This window comes from Halomonas sp. MCCC 1A11062 (assembly GCF_021404355.1).
GTDB classification, from domain to species: Bacteria; Pseudomonadota; Gammaproteobacteria; order Pseudomonadales; family Halomonadaceae; genus Halomonas; species Halomonas aerodenitrificans.
Genome location: NZ_JABFTW010000003.1, coordinates 262376 through 282993 on the forward strand (window position 1 = coordinate 262376; position 20618 = coordinate 282993).

Sequence of the window (20618 nt, forward strand, 5' to 3'; positions counted from 1 at the left end):
CATGTTCAAATCGATCCTGGTTCCCGTCGATGGCTCCGAGGGCGCCAAGAAAGCGCTCGACGTCGCCTGTCTATTGGCCAATCAGGCCGACGCCACCCTGCACCTCCTGCATATCCCCGAGGAGCTCTCCCACGAGACGACGCTGGTGTGGGGCATCGGTGCCATTGCCATCGAGGCCTCACGCACGGAGCGGGAAGACATCGGCCGACAGGTCGTCGAGAAGGCAGCCGAAGCCGCACGCGCCAAGGGCGTGTCCCAGGTGGAGACCGCCGTCGGCCAGGGCGACCCGGCACGCACCATCGTCAGCGAGGCGCGCCGTCGCGGTGTCGAAGCCATCGTCATGGGCAGTCGTGGCCTGAGCGACCTGCGCGGGCTGGTGGTGGGCAGCGTGTCGCACAAGGTCAGCCATGTGGCCGAGTGCACGGTGATCACCGTACGCTGATGCCGTAACGCACACAGGCCGCCAGGCGGCCTGTCTCTTTAATGGCCCAGGCGGCTCAGGCCAGGCGCTTTTCCGTCTCGCGGTCGAACATGACTGCACGGCCCATATCGATGCGCAGGGTCAGCCGCTCGCCCGCCTTCACCCGGCACTTGGGCCCGACCCGGGCGGTGGCCTCACCATCCCCCAGCTTCAGCTGCAGCAGGATGTCCGCCCCGGTGGGTTCCACCACCGTGATGTGCGGCGTGAGTGCCACCCCCTCGGCGTACTCGCCGAGCCGCGCGTCGTCCTCGGTGAAGTGCTCGGGGCGCAGCCCCAGGATCACACGCTCACCGATCTTTCCGGCCAGCGCCGGCGTTTCACGCTCCCGCGGCCAGGGCAGCTCCAGCGTCTCTTCCCCCGGGGTCTCCACGCGCAGCCGGAATGCCCCGCTCCCGCCCACCAGCGTGGCGCTGATGAAGTTCATCGACGGCGAGCCCATGAAGCCGGCGACGAACAGGTCCACCGGGTCGTTGTAGACCTCGTCGGGCGAGCCGAGCTGGAGAATGCGCCCGTCGCGCATCACCGCGATGCAGTCGGCCAACGTCATCGCCTCGATCTGGTCGTGGGTGACGTAAACGATGGTGGTGCCCAGGCGTTGGTGCAGCTTCTTGATCTCGGTGCGCATGTCCACGCGCAGCTTGGCATCCAGATTGGAGAGCGGCTCGTCGAACAGGTAGACCTTGGGCTCCCGGGCCAGCGCGCGGCCCATGGCAACGCGCTGACGCTGGCCGCCGGAGAGCTGCGAAGGCTTGCGTTCGAGCAGATGCGCGATCTGCAACAGCTCGGCGACCCGCTCCACCGCCGCCTCGCGCTCAACCTTGGGCACCTTGCGCATCTCCAGGCCGAAGCTGATGTTCTGACGCACGGTCATGCTCGGATAGAGCGCATAGGACTGGAACACCATGGCGATGTCGCGCTCCGCCGGGGTCTGCCAGGTGACGTTCTCGCCGGCGATGCGGATTTCGCCGGAGGTGACCGGCTCGAGCCCGGCAATGGCGTTCATCAGCGTCGACTTGCCGCAGCCCGAAGGCCCCACCAGGATCAGAAACTCCCCCGAGTCGATCGCCAGGCTGACGTCCTTGAGCACCTGCTCGCTGCCGAAGTCCTTGCACACGTTGTTGATTTCAAGCGCTGCCATGTCGAAAAACCTCTCGTTGTTCGGTTGCTCAGCCCTTGACCGAGCCGGCCGTGAGCCCACGGACGAAATACTTTCCCGCCAGCACGTAGACAATCAGCGTGGGCAGCGCGGCAATCATTGCCGCCGCCATGTCGACGTTGTATTCGCGCGCCCCGGTGGAGGTGTTGACCAGATTGTTGAGCGCCACCGTCACCGGCTGGGTGTTGTGGGCCGAGAAGGCCACGCCGAACAGGAAATCGTTCCAGATCTGAGTGAACTGCCAGATCACCGAGACCACGATGATCGGCGCCGATACGGGCAGCAGGATGCGCCAGAAGATGCGGAAGAAGCCGGCGCCGTCGAGCTTGGCCGCCGATACCAGCTCGGTGGGTACCGCCACGTAGAAATTGCGGAAGAACAGCGTGGTGAAGGCGATGCCGAAGATCACGTGGACCAGGATCAGCCCCGCCCGCGAACTCGACAGCCCCAGCCAGCCCAGCGTCTGCGCCATGGGCAGCAGCACCACCTGAAACGGGATGAAGCAGCCGAACAGCATCAGCGCGAAGAGCAGCTCCGAGCCCTTGAAGCGCCACTTGGTCAGGGCGTAGCCATTGAGCGCGCCGATGGCAGTGGAGATCAATACCGCGGGCACCACGATGGCAATCGAGTTGAAGAAGTAGACCCCGATGCCTTCGCAGCGCATGCCGGTACAGGCCTCACCCCAGGCCTTGGCCCAGGGTGCCAGGGTCGGCTCCCGGGGCAGCGAGAGCAGCGTGCCGGGGGTGATCTCGGCCAGCGGCTTGACCGAGGTGATCAGCATCACCGCCAGCGGCAGCAGATAGAACAGCGCGGCCAGCAGCAGCACGGCGTAGAGCATGGCCCGACCGAGCCGCGCGCCCGGAGTGCGGCGACGAATGACATTATCCATGACGGCGGCTCCTCAATTCCGAGTAGAGATAGGGAATCAGGATCGCCAGCACGCCGCCCAGCATCAGCATGGCGCTGGCCGAGCCCAGACCGATCTGTGCCCGGGTGAAGGCATGGGCGTACATGAAGGTGGCCGGCAGATCGGAGGCGTAGCCGGGCCCGCCGCCGGTGAGCGCCACCACCAGGTCGAAGCTCTTGATGGCGATGTGCGAAAGGATCATCACCGCGCTGAACACCACCGGACGCAGACAGGGAATCACCACCCGCCAGTAGATGCGCGGCAGGCTGGCGCCATCGAGCTGGGCGGCCTTGAGGATGCTGTCGTCGATGCCGCGCAGCCCGGCGAGAAACAGCGCCATGACGAAGCCGGAAGCCTGCCACACCGCGGCGATCACCAGGGTGTAGACGGCCATGTCCGGGTCGACCAGCCAGTCGAAGCGGAAATTCTCGAAGCCCCAACTGCGCACCATGGCCTGGATGCCGAGACCGGGGTTGAGCAGCCACTTCCACACCACGCCGGTGACGATGAACGACAGCGCCATGGGATAGAGATAGATCGTACGCAGCGCGCCCTCCTGGCGAATGCGCTGGTCGAGCAAGATGGCGAGCACCAGCCCCAGTGCCAGGCAGATGGCCACGAACAGACCGCCGAACACCACCAGGTTGGTGGAAGCCACCCACCAGCGGTCGTTGGCCATCAGCCGCGCGTACTGGGCGAAACCGACGAACTCGTAGCTGGGCAGCATGCGCGAGTTGGTCAGCGAGAGAACGAAGGTCCACAGCATGAAGCCATAGACGAAGAACAGCGAGATGGCGGCAGAGGGTGCCAACACCAGCTTGGGCAGCCAGGCCTGGAGCAGGCCTGAGTGGCTGCGTCGGGCAGTGGAACCGGCGGTCGGGCGTGCCGCCGAACTTGACAGGGACATAACGGGAGACCTCGGGCTTGAGCGGCGTACCACCAGGGCGAACCTGGATTGCAGGTTCGCCCTATCGGTTGGCTACGGTCAGAGCGCGGCCTGGGCGGCGTTGACCATCCGACGAGCGGCTTCTTCGGCGGCCATGTCACGCGAGTTGAAGTAGTTGGTCACCACGTCGAAGATGGCGCCCTGGACGTCGGCACGTACCGCCATGCCGTGGGCCATGCTGGGAACCAGGCCGCCCTCCTCGGCGGTGCGCTGGAAGTCGTCCATTGACTGCTGGGCACACTGATCGAACTCGCTCATGTCGAGATCGGGCCGGGCGGGGATCGAGCCCTTGGCCAGATTGAAGGCCTCCTGGAAGGTCGGTTCCAGCACCAGACGCGCCAGGGCCTGCTGCGCTTCGCGCTCCGCTCCTTCGACACGGAACATGGCCAGGCTGTCGATGTTGAAGGTGAAGGCATCCTGGGTACCCGGCGCCGCGGCGCAGAGATACTCCTCGCCGGCGGTGAGCCCGGCGGCGGTGAACTCGCCCTTGGCCCAGTCACCCATCAGCTGCATGCCGGCGCTACCCTCGATCACCATGGAGGTGGCGATGTTCCAGTCGCGGCCAGACATGTCGGCGTCCATCAGCTCACGCAGACGCTTGAAGGTCTCCAGCGCCTCGATCATCCTCTCGCTGCCCAGCGCTTCGGGGTCGAGCTCGACCAGCGCCTGCTGGTAGAACTCGGTACCGCCGCTTGCCAGCAGCACGCTCTCGAACACGGTGGCGTCCTGCCATGCCTGGCCGCCGTGGGCCAGCGGGATGAAGCCCGCCTCACGGATCGCCTCACCGGCCTCGAACAGTTCGTCGAGGGTGGTGGGCATCTCCACGCCGGCGGCTTCGAGCACTTGGGGGTTGGCCCACAGCCAGTTGACCCGGTGCACGTTGACCGGCACCGCCACATAGCTGCCGTTGTGACGCATGACGTCGGCCACCGTGGGCGGCAGCAGCTCGTCCCAACCTTCGGCCTCGGCCACCTCGTCGAGCTCGCCGAGCAGGCCCAACTCACCCCACTCCTGAATCTCCGGCCCCTTGATCTGGGCAGCCGACGGCGGATTGCCGGACATGGCCCGCGACTTGAGTACGGTCATGGCCGTTTCGCCGCCGCCACCGGCCACGGCAAAGTCTTCCCAGCCGTAGCCTTCGGCTTCCATCAGCTCCTTGAGTACGTTGGCCGCACGGGCCTCGCCGCCCGAGGTCCACCAGTGAAGGACCTCCACCTCGGCGGCCTGAACGCTGAACGTCAGTGACGTTGCTGCCGCGGTGGCCAGGGCCAGGGCCGTCTTGCGCAAGGGATTCTCGAGAAGGGTCATCGGCATGCTCCTGCTGTTGTTATTGAACAGTTATTGAAACTGTTATCGAGACCGGTGATGGCCGGCATGCCAGTAACGTTAACCGAGAGCGGGTGTGACTGGGGTTACCTAGTCCTGCAAAGCATTGCAGCCCTATTACAGCGGCGTAACATCCTGCGGACGCGGTAGCGAGAGCGTAACCACCAGCCCGCCTTCGGGATGGTTGGACAGCGCAATGTCACCGCCCGTGGCGCGGGCGATGTGCCGGGCGATACCCAGCCCCAGACCGCTACCGCCGGTGTTGCGGCTGCGTGAGGGTTCGAGACGCACGAAGGGAGCGAATACCCGCTCGTGCTGCGCCTCGGGAATGCCCGGACCGTGGTCGCGGATGACGATGGTCAGACGCTGCGGCGAGTCGACCAGCGTCACCTCGGCACGCCGACCGTAGAACACCGCATTCTCCAGCAGATTCGCCAGGCAGCGCTTGAAGGCCAGCGGCTTCACCGGCAGCGGAGCGGCATGACCGTGCAGCGTCACCACCCCACCCTGCAGCGTCAGCTCGTCGGCCAGCTCGGCCAGCAGTTCACCGGGCTCCACCTCGGTCACCTCCTCGTGCAGGTCGAAGCCCTTCACCGAGGCCAGCGCCCCCTTCACCAGCAGATCGAGCTCGTCGAGCGAGGCGCAGAAACGCTCGCGCTGTACCGGATCGTCGAGCATCTCGGCCCGCAGGCGCAGCCGGGTGATGGGTGTCTTGAGATCATGGGAGATGGCCGAGAACAGCCGCTCGCGCTCGTCGACCTGATCGCGAATGCGCTCCTGCATGCGATTGAACGCCGCCGCTGTGGCCGCCACCTCACGCGGCCCGCTCTCGCGCAGCGGCGGCGCATCGAGGTCGTCGCCAAGCTGGCGCGCCGCTCGCGACAGCCGTGCCAGCGGTCGGGTCACGCTGCGAATCCCGAGCAGGGCCAGGCCGATCACCGTGAGTAGGACCATCAGGCTCGCCAGCAGTCGTTCGCCCGACAGCCAGCCGTGTTCATTGAACAGGTCGGGCACTGGCAGCAGCGTGGCCACGTAGAGCCAGGTGTCGGGGCCGAGCTCCATCTGCACCACCAGGATTGGCGGCGACAGCGGTTCCATCAGCAGACTGTGCTGGCCCCAGCGCGGCGGCAGGTCGTGCAGTAGCACCTCGTTGTTGTAGACGCGCAGGGTCTCGGCCCGGGAGAACTCCACCAGTACATCGTCGATGTTCAGCTCGGCGGTGAGGATCTCACGAAAGTTGTCCACGACCAGGCGTTTTTCCGGCCCTGAGCCGATGTCCTCGACCGGGATGCGCCGCTCGTTGACGCTGACGAAGAAGCGCGTGCCGCCCATGTTGCGCAGCTGATCGAGCACGATATGACGATACTCGAAGGGCAGCGAACGGAAGAAGCGCATGGTCGAGGCCACGCTGAAGGCGACGTTGCGCGACAGCTCGTCGAGCTGCTCGAGCTGGCTGGAACGCACCTGGGAGGTCCACACAGCATAGCTGGCCAGCTGGGCACTGAGCACGCCGACCAACATGATCAGCACGAAGCGTCCGCGCAGGGTACGAGGCAGCAGGCGCGCCAGGCGACGCTGCCAATGGCGGCGCAGTCCCTCGTTCACGTCAGCGCTTCGACCCGGGCGGTGAAGACGTAGCCCGCCCCGCGCACGGTACGAATCATCTGATGATAGTGGGCATCCTCGCCGAGGCGCTGACGCAGCCGGCAGACGTGCACGTCGATGGAGCGATCCAGCGGCGGTGCCGGACGCCCGCGGGTCAGCTCATACAGCGCCTCCCGCGAGAGGACCTGCTCGGGACGCTCGAGAAACACCTGCAGCAGCTGGAAATCGGCCCCCGAGAGCGGCGTGCGCTCGTCGCGCTCGTCGATCAGTTCGCGAGTCATGCGGTCGAGCCGCCAGGCCCCGAAGGCTACCAGCCGGGCACGGGCCGGATCGGCTGGCGAACCGCCGCGGACACGCCGCAGCACCGCCTTGATGCGCGCCAGCAGTTCGCGCGGGTTGAACGGCTTGCCCAGATAGTCGTCGGCGCCCAGCTCCAGGCCGAGAATGCGATCGGTCTCGTCGGCGCTGGCGGTGAGCATGATGATCGGCACGTCGCTGTCGCGGCGAATGTCGCGGCAGATGGTGAAGCCGTCGTCGCCGGGCAGCATGATGTCGACGATCAGCAGATCGGGGGTTTCGCTCGTCAACAGGCCGTGCAGCGCCTTGGCATCCTCGGCAGCCAGGGCGCGATAGCCGTGACGTCCGAGGTAGTCGACCAGCAGTTCGCGGATTTCGGGGTCGTCGTCGACCACGATCAGAGTGGCGGGCGTTGTGGTCATCGTCTTCCGATGGCAGGGGCAATGCCTGGGGCAGGCAACGCCGTGAATCGTTGTCGTTATGGCATCGATGATGGGCATGCACGCGCGGCACGGCAAGGGGGCCTAGACCAACGTCGCAACGCTCGCTCCCGCTTGATCCTAGAGAGAAAAGCGCTCCTGCAGATGCCGCGCCACGGCGCTTTCGGCGTGATGGCCGATGCGGCGAGCCACGGGCACCCGCTCGAACAGCGCGGGATGCGCGTTGGCCATCACGTGGGCCTCGCCGGCGAGACTGAGCATCTCGGTATCGTTGAGATTGTCGCCGAAGGCCAGGCAGCGGGTGCTGTCGATGTCGAGGGTGGCCAGCAGCGCTTCGAGCGCGGTGCCCTTGTTGACGCCACCGGCCATGATCTCCAGCGAATTGACCGTGGAATAAGTGACGTGCAGGCGCTCCCCGTGACTTATGCGCACCTGGGCCTCGAGCCCGGCCAGCCGTTCGGGCTCGCCGATGTAGAGCACCTTGCCCACCCCTTCCCCATCCAGACTCGACGGTTCGACCACGCGGTAACCGAAGCCGGTGTGGGCGTGGTAGGCCAGAAGGCGCGGCTCGGGGGCATCGATCAGCCACTCGTGCTCCAGATAGAGGTTGAGGCGCACGCTGGCGTGGCGCTCCAGGGCGATCAGCTCACGGGCCAGCTGCGCCTCGAGATGACGCGCGGCCAACAGGTCGCCTTCGGGCCCGTGCAGGTAAGCGCCGTTGGTACTGATCACGTGGAGCGGCACGCCCAGCCGTTCGCGAAAGGCCAGCATGTCGCGGAAATGGCGCCCCGAGGCGAAGGCCAGATGATGCCCCTGCCCGGCCAGCAGGCGCAGGGTCTCGACGGTTTCGGGATGCAGGTCGTGGTTGGCGTCGAGCAGAGTGCCGTCGAGGTCGGAGACGATCAGGTGAGGTGTCATGGCGTCCATTCCTTCGTATACCCGCTAGAGGCTAACGCAGCCGACGAGGCTTGCCCAGCGTACGAGGCATTTCTGCCCGCCGCGCCAAGCGATTGTTTTGTCGTGACCGGCCCGGCAACGTTTGGCGCCGGCTGCGGGAATCCGTATAGTGGCCCTCCTATCCCGCCACACGTTCGTGATCATGCTGCAGAACAACCCGCTGCTCGCCCAGCTCAAGCAACAGATTCGTGAGACCACGCCGCGCGCCGAGGGGGTCATCAAGGCCACCGACAAGGGCTTCGGCTTCCTCGAAACCGACGACGGCCAGTCCTACTTCGTGCCGCCGCCTGCCATGAAGCAGGTGCTGCATGGCGACCGCGTCCAGGCCGTGATTCACGAGAATGGCGACAAGACCTCCGTCGAGCCCGACACGCTCCTCGAAGCGGGCCTGAGCCGCTTCATCGCTCGCGTGCAGAAGCGTGAGGGCCGCCTGGCCGTGGTGCCCGACCACCCTTCGATCAACAACGTGCTCAAGGCGCGCATCAAGAACAGCCTCGACGAGGCCAGCATCGGCGATGCCGACTGGGTCGTGGCGCGGCTGGTGCGCCATCCGCTCAAGCCCGACGATCGCGCGTTCTTCACCCAGATCGACGAGCTGGTGGCCAAGGCCGACGACCCCGCCGTGCCGTGGCGGGTGACCCTGGCGCGTCACGCGCTGGAACAGGAGTGCCCCGAAGCCGGCAACGACTGGCCCCTGCGCGACGAGGGACTCGAGCGCGAGGATCTTACCGCCGAGCCTTTCTTCACCATTGATAGCGAGAAGACCCGCGACATGGACGATGCCCTGCGCATCGAACCGCGGGATGAAGGCGGCTGGCGTCTGACGGTGGCTATCGCCGACCCCACCGCCTACGTGGAGGAGGGGCATGCCGCCGACCTGGAGGCCCGCACGCGCGCCTTCACCGTCTACCTGCCGGGCCAGAACGTCACCATGCTGCCCGAGCAGCTGGCCGACGACCTCTGCTCGCTGCGCGAAGGCGAAGAGCGCCCGGTGCTGGCGTGCACGCTGGAGGTGGAAGCCGACGGCGGCCTCGGCGACTATCGCTTCTTTGCCGCCCGCGTGCGCTCCCGGGCCAAGCTGGTCTACGACCGCATCTCCGACTGGCTCGAAGGTCAGGGCGAATGGGCTCCTGCCGAGGAGATCGTCGGTCAGCTGCAGGCCCTGCGTGACATGACAGAGGCGCGCAGCGCCTGGCGCACCGAACATGCTCTGGTGTTCAAGGATCGCCCCGACTACGTGTTCGACCTGGATCCGGCCGGCAACGTGCTCGACGTGCGCATCGAGGAACGGCGCATCGCCAACCGCATGATCGAAGAGTCGATGATCGCGGCCAACGCCTGCTGCGCCCACTTTCTCGCCGAGCACATCGGTCACGGTATCTTCAACGTGCATCGCGCTTTCGACCCCGAGAAGGCCCAGGCCGCCCATGAGTTCCTCACCGCGCAGCAGATCGAGGTCGAGCTCGAGGCGCTCTCCGAGCTGCCGCGCTACAAGGAGCTCAAGCGTGCACTGGAGAGCCGCGACGACGCCTGGCTCGACGCCCGCCTGCGCCGCTTCCAGGGCTTCACCAGCATGTCGGCCCGCCCTGGCCCGCATTTCGGCCTGGGGCTGAACGCCTATGCCACCTGGACCTCGCCGATTCGCAAGTACGGCGACATGGTCAATCACCGGTTGATCAAGCGCGTGCTCAAGGGTGAGCAGGCCCCGGCCGAGGCGACCCAGGCGCTGACCGAGCAGCTCACCGAACGCCGCAAGCTCAACCGCATGGCCGAGCGCGACGTCAAGGACTGGCTCTACGTGCGCTATCTGACGCCGGCAGCCAAGGAGCAGCAAGACTTCGAAGCGGAGATCTTCGGCATCACCCGCGGCGGGATGCGTGTACGTCTCACTGCCAACGGTGCCACCGCCTTCGTACCTGCTCCGATGATCCATAGCGACCGCGACAAGGTGGTCATCGACGACAAGGAAGGTCGCATCCAGGTCGAGGGCGAAGAGCGCTACAAGCTCGGCGACGTGATCCGCGTGGCGCTGATCGAAGCACGCGAGGAGACCCGTTCGCTGGTGGCACGTCCGGCCTCCTAGACAACTATGCGTCGCTGAGTGACTGCAATGCCCGGCCCGCAGAGCCGGGCATTTTTTATCTTTGTCATCCTCTCGCTTTGCGCCCGGGCTTGTGGCATTTTTAGCTGAAAAACATCACACCTCGAGGCTGACGCCCATCAGTCTCGCCAGCGCAGGGATTCCCAATACCATGGCCGCACGATGGGGGCTACGTGGCAAGTCGATCGCGACCCTGCTTCTTGCCTGTCTTCTTGCCTTGATTCCCGCCGTTCTGCTGGGCTGGAAGGCGGTCGACGACGTACGCCGTCATTTCGCCAACGCTTATGCCGAGAATTACACCCTGCTGCATATGCAGAAGATTCATGCGCCGATATCGCGAGAGCTGGCCCTGGCCCAGCGCTTCGCCGACAACCTGGCGCTACGGCAGTGGCTGAACGATGAAAGAGATCCGCGGCTTCAGGCGCGTTTCTTCGAGGAGGCCGAGGGGTTTCGCCAGGACTTTGCCGATCGCTCCTACTTCGTGATCGTCGACGCCAGCGGTGACTACTACTACATCGACGCCACCGATGCCGGAAACGCCATGCCGACCCCGCGTTACCGTCTGGATGGCGCTCAAGCCAACGATGCCTGGTACTTCCAGATCACCCGGAGTCAAGAGCCTTATAACCTCAACGTCAACGTCGACCATGAGCTCGACGTGACCAAAGTCTGGCTCAACGTTCAGGTTCGCGAGGACGGTGCCTTGCTGGGCCTGGCCGGTACCGGTTTCGAACTCGGCGACTTCCTCAATGCCTTCATTCGCGATGAGGCGGAAGGGGTGACGCCAATGATCGTCGACCGTCAGGGCGCGCTGCAGGCCCACCCATCTCTTGAGCGAATCGCCCTCGGCTCGGGAGCGGGAGACGTCGACGGTGAGCGTACCATTCATGCCTTGCTCGGCAGCGACGAGCAGCGGGCCACACTGACCGCAGCCATGTTGGCGGCCAACGGCTCCCCTGAGGTGATCCAGACCCTATGGGCCACCCTCGAAGGACGCGAGCGCCTGCTCTCGGTGGGCTACATTCCCGAACTGGACTGGTACCTGATCACCGCGCTGGACATGAGCGTGGCCAACATCCTCGATCAGCGCTGGCTTTGGCCGCTGTTGATTGCCGCCGCGCTGATCCTGGGGGTTCTGCTCACGGTCATCGCCCTGGCCACCGAGCGACTGATACTGGCGCCTCTGAGTCGTTTCAAGCAGTCGGCCCAGGCGATCGCCGCCGGTCACTACGACTCACCGCTGCCGACCTCGCGTCGCGACGAAATCGGTGAGCTGTCACAGGCCTTCTCGCACATGGCCAACCAGGTGCAGCGTCATACCCGCGAGCTGGAAGAGAAGGTTCAGGAGCGTACCCGGGAGCTCGAACTGGCCAACGCCGAAATGGCCGCCACCCAGAAGAAGCTCAACGACTCCATCGACTACGCCAGCTTCATTCAGCGCGCCATCCTGCCCGACCAACAGCTCGAGCTGCATCTCGAGCATCATCATGGCGTGTTGTGGAAGCCACGAGACACGGTGGGCGGTGACTTCTACCTGTTCCGCCCCGGCCAGGGCGGCTACCTGTTCGGTGTGGTGGACTGCGCCGGCCATGGCGTTCCCGGCTCGCTCATGACCATGCTGGCCAGAGCCATTCTCGATCATGCCATCCTCAAGCTCGGGCACGAGGATCCGGCAGCGATCCTCAACGAAACCGATCGTCAGAGCCGCGAAGTGCTGCGTGCCGAGGAGCTCCCCGCCTCCGTTGCCACCAACATGGATATCGGCCTGGCCTGGGTGGATCTGGATTCACGCAAGGTCACCTTCGCCGGGGCCAAGATCGGCCTTTACACCAGCGACGGCACGGCACTGACGCACCTTCAGGGCGACCGGCGACCGCTGGGCCACAAGCGCCGGATCGAATATCGCAACCAGACCGTCGACCTTCGCCCTGGCTGGACCTATTCGCTGTGCACCGATGGCTTCTTCGACCAGGCCGGCGGCAGCGAAGGCTTCGGCTTCGGCAACTCGCGCTTCGAGGCACTGCTCAGGCAGCACGCCCAGCGCTCCCTGCCGGAACAGATGAAGGCCTTCGAACAGGCGCTGCGCGACTACCAGGGTAATCTGCCACAGCGCGACGACATCACTCTGTTGAGCTTCCGCTTCACCGAGCAGGACCGTCCGCCCGGCAGCGACCCAACCACTCCGCTCCCTGCCATGGCAGGCGCCACATCACAGGAGAATGTGTGATGAACCTGTTGAGCATGCGCGAAAGCTATCTCGAGCAGCGCATCATGCTGTGCTTCAATGGCCCGATCTCGCGTAGCCTGATCGAGGAAATCGGTAACGCTTTGCGCAACTACCTGAACTCCCAGCAGGCCACACCGACGGATGCCATGGACGTCTTCGCCGCTTACATCGAAATGACCCAGAACATCCGGCACTATGCCATGCGCCTTGGCTACGATGAGGAGGCCGCTTCGGCCACGGTGGCGGTAGCCAAGGATGCCCAGGGCCATTACCTGGTTTCCGCCGGCAATCTGGTGGAATACACCGACGGCGAAGCACTGCTCCGCACCATCGAGTCGCTTGCCAAGCTCGACAAGCTGGAGCTCAAACAGGCCTACAAGAAGCAGCTGCGCATGCCGCGTGGCAACGTAAGCTCCGGCGCTGGCCTGGGGCTCCTGGACATCGCACGCAAGTCGAGCGAGCCAATGCGGGCCTCTCTCGAGCCACTGCCCGACGGAAGAGGCTTCTTCAGCCTCACCGCCGTGATCTGATCAGCCGAGTGCTAGTAATGACCAACGACCTCAACATCCCCGGCAGCCAGTCCACGCCTACCATCATCAGCGACTGGCAGGCCGGCCTACTCACCATGCAAGGCGACTCCTACCCGGAGAACTCCTTCGAGCTGTTCGATCAGGTGATCGACTGGGTCAAGCGCTTCCTCGAGGAGGAGTCACGCCCACTGACGCTGGAGCTGGCGTTGGTCTATCTCAACACCAGTTCGGTCAAGGCCATGATGGATATCTTCGATCTGCTGGAGGAAGCACACCAGGAAGGACGCGGCATCCAGGTCACCTGGCTCTACGATCCACGCAACGAGCGCATTGCCGAACTCGCCGAGGAGTTCCGCGAGGACTGCACCTTCGCATTCGCCATCACTCCTGCGCAGGCCCCGGAATGACCCGCGAGGAAACCGAGCTGATGGCGCAGATCGAGGCGCTACTGAACGACCCCGCGCATGCCGATAGCCCGCTGCGCCCGGCCCTGGCGCGCCTGCATGCATTTCACCGCGCCGAGAAACAGCGGTTGGAACGACTGGTGACGATCGCCGATGGATACCAGCGTTACGTGCGCGAGGACGAACGCAAGGCCCAGCGCCGCTACCAGAAGTCGCTGCACCGACAGGAAAAGCTATCGCGCATTTCCGACGGCTACCAGCGGCTCATGCACGAACGCAACAGCGCCCTGCGTGAGGCCTCGACTCACGATCTTCTGACCGGTCTACCCAATCGGCGCTTGATCGACGAGCGGCTACCCAAGCTGGACGAGCGCAAGCGTTACACCCTGGTGATGCTCGATATCGACCACTTCAAGCAGATCAACGACCGGCACGGACACGAAGCCGGCGACCAGGTGCTGGTGTCCATCGCCCAGACCATCCGCCAGGAGCTGCGCGATTACGACCTGTGCGTACGCTGGGGCGGTGAGGAGTTCCTGCTGCTGCTGGCCGATACCGGCCTCTCCGAGGCCAGTACCATCGTCGATCGCTTGCGCCAGCGCTTGGCCGAGCAGGCGGTCCAGGTGGGTGACAGCCGGCTCTCGATCACCGCCAGCGCGGGGCTGAGCGAATACCGCGACGGCGAGGATCTGCTCAACCATACCCTGCTACGCGCCGACCAGGCCCTGTTGCAGGCCAAGCGCAGCGGACGGGATCGCAGCTGCGTCGCCGAGTGAGCCCTTAGCTCGCGGTAAAAATGCCCTCAGCGCCTTGCGCACGGGCCTCAGCGATCGGCACGCCGCCGCTTCTCCTCTCCCCAGTCGACGGTGGGGCCCGTGAGGCCATGCCCACCGGCATAGGGCGAGGGCACCGGTGGCTGCCAACCGGTCAGCAGTTCAGGCGCGAGAGAGAACACCTCGACCCCGATGGGGTGACAGGTCAGCAGCGGATCGCCGGCATTCGGCCCCCACAGTTCCACCGAGAGATCGCCACCCGGGCAGCAGGACAGCGCGCACAGCAGGTCGATCTCGGCAAACAGCTCCAGGTAATCGCCCTGCCGCGCCGGACAGGCCTTCATGAAATACTGGTCGTCTTCGTTGAGGCCGGTGCACTGGAACACGTTGAGCACGTCGTGCACGTCGAACTCGGTGAGGCCATGCGGCAGCACGGCGCGTACCAGGTTGGAGTGACAGTGATGATCGAAGTCATCGCCGGTGAGCAGGCGATTGACGTAGGGGTCACAGCGGGTTCCCAGCAGATCGTGAATACGTCCGCCCTGTTCGTCCATGCCGCTACCGTCGACGCCATAGCCCGCCAGGCTGTCATCGATGATCGTGGCCATGGGGCGCAGATAGGGCAGCGTCGACCATAGCCGATCGAAGGTGGAAACGTGGGCACGCTGTAGCTGACGGGTGCGCGAGGCCCAGAAACGTTCTCGCGGGTTGTGCCGGTTCCACAGGTTGAGGTCACCGACCTGCGGCCCCTCCAGGGTCGTGAGCCGCATCACGTGCCCTGCAGGCACCTGCCACGCCCGCCCCTCGCGAATCGGCACCACCAGCGAGTCGACGCGCTCCCGGGCCGTTGGGTCGGTCAGCCGCGAATAGAACGTTCTGTCGACGTTGAGGACGGAGCCTCGGGTCGCCTGATAGGCGGCGGGTACCTTGTTCATCGTGGTTCTCCAAGCTCGTTTGCCTCAGCCTAGCCGATAGCGCGCCACCTCACGTCAACGCAGCCGAACGGCTAGCCGCGCATGGCCCGGGCCAGGACGTCGCTGAACGGCTCTAGCAGGTAGCTGGCGAAGGTACGCTCGCCGGTATGGATCATCACCTCGGCCGGCATGCCCGCCACCAGCCGCATCTCCTCGTGCAGCCGCGTCTCGTCCACGGCGATGCGCGCCAGGTAATAGTCGCTGCCCGTGGTCTCGTCCACCAGGCTGTCGGCGGAGAGATGGACGAGCTCGCCTTCGACGGCACGGCTCGAGCGCTGGTCGAAGGCAGTGAAGCGGATGCGCGCCGCCTGCCCGGGATGCAGGCTGTCGATCTCGTGGACCGGCACGCGCGCCTCGACCACGAACCCTTCGTCCACCGGCACGATGTCCAGTACCGCATCGCCCGGATCGATCACCGCGCCGCTGCTGCGTAGGCGCAGGTCGACGACGCTGCCCGCTACCGGCGCTCGCACGGCAGTGCGCCGCACTTCGTCCTCGAGCGCGGTGATGCGCTCCTCGGCGTCGGCAATCTGCGCCTGCACGTCCCGCAGTTGCTCGCCGGTCTCCTGCAGGAACTCCTGGCGCAGTATCTGCCGCTGCAGACGGTTCTCGCTGATCTGCGCGTCGATGCTCGCGGCATTCGACTCCTGCTGAGCCGTCTCCCCTTGCAGCTCGAGAAGATCACGCTCCAGCTCACGCAGACGCTGCCGATCGCCGTGGCCACGCTCGAACAGGCTGCGCAGGTCCTCCGCCTCCTCGTCCAACGAGGCGCTTCGCTGCCGGCTGACCTTGATCAGCGCTTCCAGACCATCGCGCTGCTCGCGATACTGATGGGCCTGCTGCTCGAGGGTGGCCAGGGTGCCGTCGAGCGTCTGCCGGCGGGCGAAGAACAGCCCCTGCTGCACCGCCAGCGCTTCGCGGACACGACGCGACTGACTGTTGCGCAGCTCGGCAGGAAACGTCAGCGTCTCGCGCTCGGCCAGCTCGGCCGACAGCCGCACTTCACTGGCCCGGTTGAGCAGATACTGGTTGCGTGCCAGCTGAAGCTGCGAACGCGCCCGGGTATCGTCGAGCACCACCAGAACCTCGCCCGCCTCGACTCGGTCGCCATCGGCTACCCGGATCTCGCTGACGATACCGCCTTCGTAGTGCTGCACCGAGCGCGTGAATGAAGCCGCCGTTACCTTGCCCGACGCCACGACCCCCACCGCCAGATTGGCTGCCACCGCCCAGCCACCGAAGCCGCCGAAGGCAATCATCAACACCAGCAGGCCGATGCGCTGCCAGGGGCGCGGATCGACGGGCGGGGCCGGCGTGGCCGCGGCAGGTGGCGCCGGTTGCTGCGGATAGATCATGTGCCCGCCTCGTGCGTTGTACGCCGGGGCGGCGCGGGCCGGCTCGACGGTCGTGCCGAGGCTTCGCGCCTGCTCGCGGAGGCCTCCAGCCGGGCCAGCACCTCTTCACGGGCTCCCTGCAGACGCAGATGCCCCTCGTCGAGCACCAGCAGCGTATCGACGCTTGCCAGTACGCTGCGCCGATGGGTGATCACGAACAGGGTGACGCCATCCCGCTTGAGGCGTTCCAGCGCCGCCATCAGCGCGCGCTCACCGGTATCGTCGAGATTGGCGTTGGGCTCGTCGAGCACCACCAGCACCGGGTCGCCATACAGGGCCCGGGCCAGGGCCACCCGTTGACGCTGACCGCGCGACAGCACCACGCCGGAACGGCCGAGTCGGGTCTCATAGCCCGCCGGCAGACGCAGGATCATGTCGTGCACGCCGGCCTTGCGCGCTGCCTCGACCACCTGCTCGGGGCATGGCTCATCGAAGCGGGCGATGTTGTCACTCACCGTGCCGTCGAAAAGCTCGATCTCCTGGGGTAGATAGCCCAGGAAAGGCCCCAAGGCGGCGCGGTCCCACTGCTCGAAGCTGGCCCCATCGAGGCGTATCGCCCCCCTCGCCGGCGCCTGGGCGCCGGCCAGCAGACGGGCCAGGCTGCTCTTGCCGGCCGCGCTCGGCCCGACGATGCCGACGTGTTCGCCGGGTTCGACGCGAAAGGCGATGTCGTCGAGTACGGCCCGGTCGGACCCCGGCACCAGCAGCGTGGCCGACTCTACCGTCACCTCTCCGCGGGGGGCGGGCAGTGCCAGGCGCTGCCGTTCGGCGGGCATTTCCCTGAGCAGCGTCGCCAACCGCCGATAAGCGTCGCGGGCGCTCACCAACCCCCGCCAGCCGCCGATCATGCCGTCGATGGGCGCCAGGGCGCGGGCCAGAACGATGGAAGCGGCGATCATGACGCCCGGCGTGATACGCCCCTCGAGCACCAGCAGCGCCCCCAGACCGAGGATCAACGACTGGAATGTCAGGCGCAGGGTCCTGGCGAGCTGGATCAGGCCGCTGGCCCGGTCGCTCGCGCGAGACTGCAGGACGAGGGCGGCCCGATGTCTGGCCAGCCAGCGCTGCCGCAGCGTCGGCAGCATGCCCAGCGAGCGGGCGACTTCGGCGCCGTTCAGGCTCTCCGCGACCTGCTCGCGCGCCTCGCGATAGCGCTCTCCCGCATCCTGCATGAGCCCCCGGGTCAGCTTTTCATTGGTCAGCGTCAGGCCGAGCAGCACCAGCCCTGCCAGGCTGGCGAAAACGCCGAGCCAGGGGTCGAAGAGAAACAGCAGGGTCAGATAGAGCGGAACCCAGGGGGCATCGAAGAAGGCGAAGAGCGCATTGCCGGAAACGAACTGGCGCAGCGTGCGCAAGTCATCAAGCGGCTGCACCGAGGTACGCCCCTCGCCGGCAAGTTGCCGGGCGAATACGGCTTGGTGCAAGCGCGCCCCCAGCCGAGCATCGAGGCGGTTGCCGATACGCACCAGCAGGCGTGACCGCACCACATCGAGAAAGCCCATGACCGCCATCAGGAACAGGACGACCAGGGTAAGCAGCAGCAGCGTCTCACGGCTGCCGGTGGTAATGACACGATCGTACACCTGGAGCATGTAGAGCGCCGGCACCAGCATCAGGGCATTGACGAAAAGACTGAAGCCGAGCACCCACATCAGGGTCGGCCGGCACTGACGCAGCGCTCTTGCGAGATCGTCGACGGTCTCGGCGGCCATGGCTTGTATCCCTCCCGCAGAGATACTCTGCTCGCACTCGTGGCACGAGAGCGGCGGTATGAAGGCTTGAAGCGGGGCAGCCTAACAGAGCCGCAGCGAAGCCATGACTACGGAATGATGGTTTTCGTAACGACGGGTCTTGTTATGTTTCTTCCCCAGACTACCTCTCTCTTCATTTGCCATGAGCTTCGCCGCTTAGCATCACTCCCCGGACAATTTTTCTAGGTTGAATTAAGTGTTACAAAGCCGGAAAGCCTGTCCGATTGCCACCCTTTTGGCGCCTAGACCGCCTGTTTTTCTCGCCGCCAAGCGTTTAGCATCTCGCCGCCCGTCACATCGCAAACCTCGCAAATGAGTCTTGAAAACGAGTCCAACAAGGTGCACGAGGAGAGACGACATGTCCGTGTTAAAGGCTGGCCCATCGACGACGGCAGCGGCCCTTCAGACCCTGATCGATGACGCACCGAGTGGTGCCACCATCGAACTCTCGGCGGGTGAATATACGCTCGACGCCCCCCTGACCATCGACCGTTCCGACCTCACCCTCACCGGAGCCGGCTCCGACGCTACCCGCCTGACCTTCACCCGCAACGCCCTGGATCAGGGCCATGCCATCAAGCTGGACGGCACCGCCGACAGTCTCGACCTCGGCACCCTCGATGCCGCCGTACGGCGGGGTGACACGGGTATCGCCATCGATGCCGAACTGGAAGTGGGCGATACCCTGCGCCTGTGGCAGGACAACGACAGCGCCTTTCTCGATGAAATAGGCGACAGCGCGTGGCGCAAGCAGGAGCATGCGGAGCTGCGCACCAGCATGGCCAAGGTCACGGCAGTGGAAGATGGGCAGGTCAGCCTGGATCGTGGGGTACATTTCGATTTCGAAGCGGGCAAGACCCAGGTGGAAAGAGTGGCCAGCGTCGATGACGTTACCCTGTCGGGTTTCGGCATCGATTTCGAGCTCGGCACTCCCGACGCTGCAAGCTTCCAGAATACCGAGAGCGAGCTGACGGGCTTCAAAGGCGTGTATCTCGACGGCACCAACGGTTCGCAGCTCCACGATATCGACGTCACGAATGGCCCCTCCACCGCCTTTCATGTTTCGCGCTCAGTGGATGCCGACGTTGCCGATGTCTCTGCCGAAGGCGCTTTCAATAAAGGCGGCGGTGGCAACGGCTATGCTTTCGAGCTGCGCGAAAGCTACGACGGCAGCTTCACCGGCCTGGAGGACAGCGGCATGCGACATGGCCTGGTATTCGCCTCCTGGCGCTCCTCCGTCGATAACGACGTCGAGGTCGCTCGGACCGATCGCGACGTCAACTTCCACGGTGGACGCGACCACGGCAATCAGGTGCGGGTCGAGCGCTCGCTGCGCGACCCGGAGAACGACGGCCTGTCACCGACCCTTTGGGTGAACGAGGGGGGAGAAGCGTTCGGCGCCCCCACCGACCCGGACGCCAATCAGGTCCGTTTCGACTATGTCGTCGGCTCCCGCCGCGACGACGTGATTCGCGGCAGCGACGATGGCGTCTACCTCAACGGCGGCCTGGGTGACGATACCCTGATCGGCGGCGCCGGCAACGACATCCTGCAAAGCGGCCCCGGCGACGACTGGAACGACGGTGAGGACGTTCTGATTGGTGGTGGCGGTACCAACACCGCCCGCTATACGAGCGACTTCGACGCTTACCGCATCGACTTTGTCGACGACGAGGTACGCATCCGCGACGACAAGGGCACCGACGACACCCTCCTCGACATGCAGTACGCCGTGTTCGGTGACGGCACCACGCTGCACGTGGTCTCACGCAGCCTGTTCGAAGCCGAGCCGATGCCCGTCCCCGGCGAACGGGAAGTGCTGGCGAGTGATGGTGGCTTGCTGCCGCCGCTGATCGACGATACGGCCGAGCTGGTCGTGACCGGCAATACGCTCGACGAGTGGAGTGACGGCCATAGCGCCGAAATCTTCGTCGAGAACGCGACCCAGGAGACGCTGGCGCTACCCGAGCTCCGCTTCGACCTGGACGACGAGCTGGATACGCTATGGAACGGCGAGTTCAGTCGTGAGGGCGAGACCTACCGGGTCGGCGACTCGCGCGAGCTGGCCCCGGGCGAGGCCTGGCGCTTCGCCTACCGGGCCCAGGGCGACGACAAGCAGCTGCCGCAGGCCATTGAAGCCGACGATCTCGAACTTCAGCTGCTGGGCATGGACGCCCCGCGCTTCGACGAGGCACTGGCCTGAAGCGAACACCGGACAGTAGACGATGAATCGAGTAGGAGGGGGAGTCGCCTCCCCCGTCCTCTCACACCACCGGGCATACGGTTCCGTACCACGGCGGTTCACGAAGAACGACTAAGCCCTCTTGACCGTATCGAGTACCGAGATCA

General features: G+C 65.4%; 17 protein-coding genes. 7 read left to right on the forward strand and 10 right to left on the reverse strand.

Annotated elements, in window-relative coordinates; all coding sequences use genetic code 11:
* The first annotated feature begins 1 nt into the window (after position 1).
* Complete coding sequence (locus HOP58_RS05320) at positions 2–442, forward strand: universal stress protein (protein WP_234259754.1); 441 nt, start codon at positions 2–4, stop codon at positions 440–442.
* A 55-nt stretch (positions 443–497) separates the two neighbouring features.
* Here the strand turns inward: HOP58_RS05320 and HOP58_RS05325 are convergent, their stop codons facing one another.
* From HOP58_RS05325 to HOP58_RS05355, 7 genes are all read right to left on the reverse strand, one after another.
* Positions 498–1619, reverse strand: coding sequence for an ABC transporter ATP-binding protein (locus HOP58_RS05325; protein ID WP_234259755.1), 1122 nt, complete (start codon positions 1617–1619; stop codon positions 498–500).
* A 28-nt stretch (positions 1620–1647) separates the two neighbouring features.
* Entirely contained in the window at positions 1648–2526 is an 879-nt protein-coding gene (locus tag HOP58_RS05330) for a carbohydrate ABC transporter permease (protein WP_234254247.1), read from the reverse strand.
* On the reverse strand, positions 2519–3451 hold the full coding sequence (locus HOP58_RS05335; protein ID WP_086510782.1) for a sugar ABC transporter permease: 933 nt from the start codon (positions 3449–3451) through the stop codon (positions 2519–2521). The genes HOP58_RS05330 and HOP58_RS05335 overlap by 8 nt, the downstream gene beginning before the upstream one ends.
* A 78-nt stretch (positions 3452–3529) precedes the next feature.
* Positions 3530–4798 carry an ABC transporter substrate-binding protein gene (locus HOP58_RS05340; RefSeq protein WP_234254248.1) on the reverse strand — a complete coding sequence of 423 codons (1269 nt, stop codon included), beginning with the start codon at positions 4796–4798 and terminating at the stop codon, positions 3530–3532.
* 135 nt (positions 4799–4933) lie between these two features.
* Complete coding sequence (locus tag HOP58_RS05345) at positions 4934–6337, reverse strand: ATP-binding protein (protein ID WP_234254298.1); 1404 nt, start codon at positions 6335–6337, stop codon at positions 4934–4936.
* An 80-nt stretch (positions 6338–6417) separates the two neighbouring features.
* The gene (locus tag HOP58_RS05350; RefSeq protein ID WP_010627770.1) at positions 6418–7140 is read right to left on the reverse strand and encodes a response regulator; all 723 of its coding nucleotides are present in this window, start codon (positions 7138–7140) and stop codon (positions 6418–6420) included.
* 138 nt (positions 7141–7278) lie between these two features.
* Positions 7279–8076: a Cof-type HAD-IIB family hydrolase gene (locus HOP58_RS05355; protein ID WP_010627769.1), complete on the reverse strand. Its 798-nt coding sequence runs from the start codon at positions 8074–8076 to the stop codon at positions 7279–7281.
* A gap of 181 nt (positions 8077–8257) precedes the next feature.
* On the opposite strand from HOP58_RS05355, the gene HOP58_RS05360 reads away from it, so the two are divergent.
* The 5 genes from HOP58_RS05360 (at position 8258) to siaD (ending at position 14153) form a co-directional block, all read left to right on the forward strand.
* Positions 8258–10198 (forward strand): exoribonuclease II, encoded by a 1941-nt coding sequence (locus HOP58_RS05360; RefSeq protein WP_234259765.1) that lies wholly within the window; start codon positions 8258–8260, stop codon positions 10196–10198.
* 169 nt (positions 10199–10367) lie between these two features.
* A complete protein-coding gene (gene siaA / locus HOP58_RS05365; RefSeq protein WP_234259756.1) occupies positions 10368–12443 on the forward strand; it encodes a biofilm regulation protein phosphatase SiaA in 2076 nt (691 codons plus the stop codon).
* On the forward strand, positions 12443–12973 hold the full coding sequence (gene siaB, locus HOP58_RS05370; protein ID WP_010627766.1) for a biofilm regulation protein kinase SiaB: 531 nt from the start codon (positions 12443–12445) through the stop codon (positions 12971–12973). Before siaA ends, siaB begins: the two co-directional genes overlap by 1 nt.
* Positions 12974–12990: 17 nt before the next feature.
* Complete coding sequence (gene siaC, locus HOP58_RS05375) at positions 12991–13380, forward strand: biofilm regulation phosphoprotein SiaC (protein WP_010627765.1); 390 nt, start codon at positions 12991–12993, stop codon at positions 13378–13380.
* Complete coding sequence (gene siaD / locus HOP58_RS05380) at positions 13377–14153, forward strand: biofilm regulation diguanylate cyclase SiaD (protein WP_234259757.1); 777 nt, start codon at positions 13377–13379, stop codon at positions 14151–14153. Before siaC ends, siaD begins: the two co-directional genes overlap by 4 nt.
* Before the next feature lie 47 nt (positions 14154–14200).
* Here siaD and HOP58_RS05385 read toward each other — a convergent pair whose 3' ends face one another.
* From HOP58_RS05385 to HOP58_RS05395, 3 genes are all read right to left on the reverse strand, one after another.
* Complete coding sequence (locus HOP58_RS05385; protein ID WP_234259758.1) at positions 14201–15085, reverse strand: DUF1989 domain-containing protein; 885 nt, start codon at positions 15083–15085, stop codon at positions 14201–14203.
* A 71-nt stretch (positions 15086–15156) separates the two neighbouring features.
* Entirely contained in the window at positions 15157–16479 is a 1323-nt protein-coding gene (locus HOP58_RS05390) for an HlyD family type I secretion periplasmic adaptor subunit (RefSeq protein ID WP_234254255.1), read from the reverse strand.
* Positions 16476–18230, reverse strand: coding sequence for a type I secretion system permease/ATPase (locus tag HOP58_RS05395; RefSeq protein WP_234259759.1), 1755 nt, complete (start codon positions 18228–18230; stop codon positions 16476–16478). The genes HOP58_RS05390 and HOP58_RS05395 overlap by 4 nt, the downstream gene beginning before the upstream one ends.
* A 397-nt stretch (positions 18231–18627) precedes the next feature.
* On the opposite strand from HOP58_RS05395, the gene HOP58_RS05400 reads away from it, so the two are divergent.
* Positions 18628–20472 carry an alginate biosynthesis protein gene (locus HOP58_RS05400; RefSeq protein WP_234259760.1) on the forward strand — a complete coding sequence of 615 codons (1845 nt, stop codon included), beginning with the start codon at positions 18628–18630 and terminating at the stop codon, positions 20470–20472.
* Positions 20473–20618: the final 146 nt, after the last annotated feature.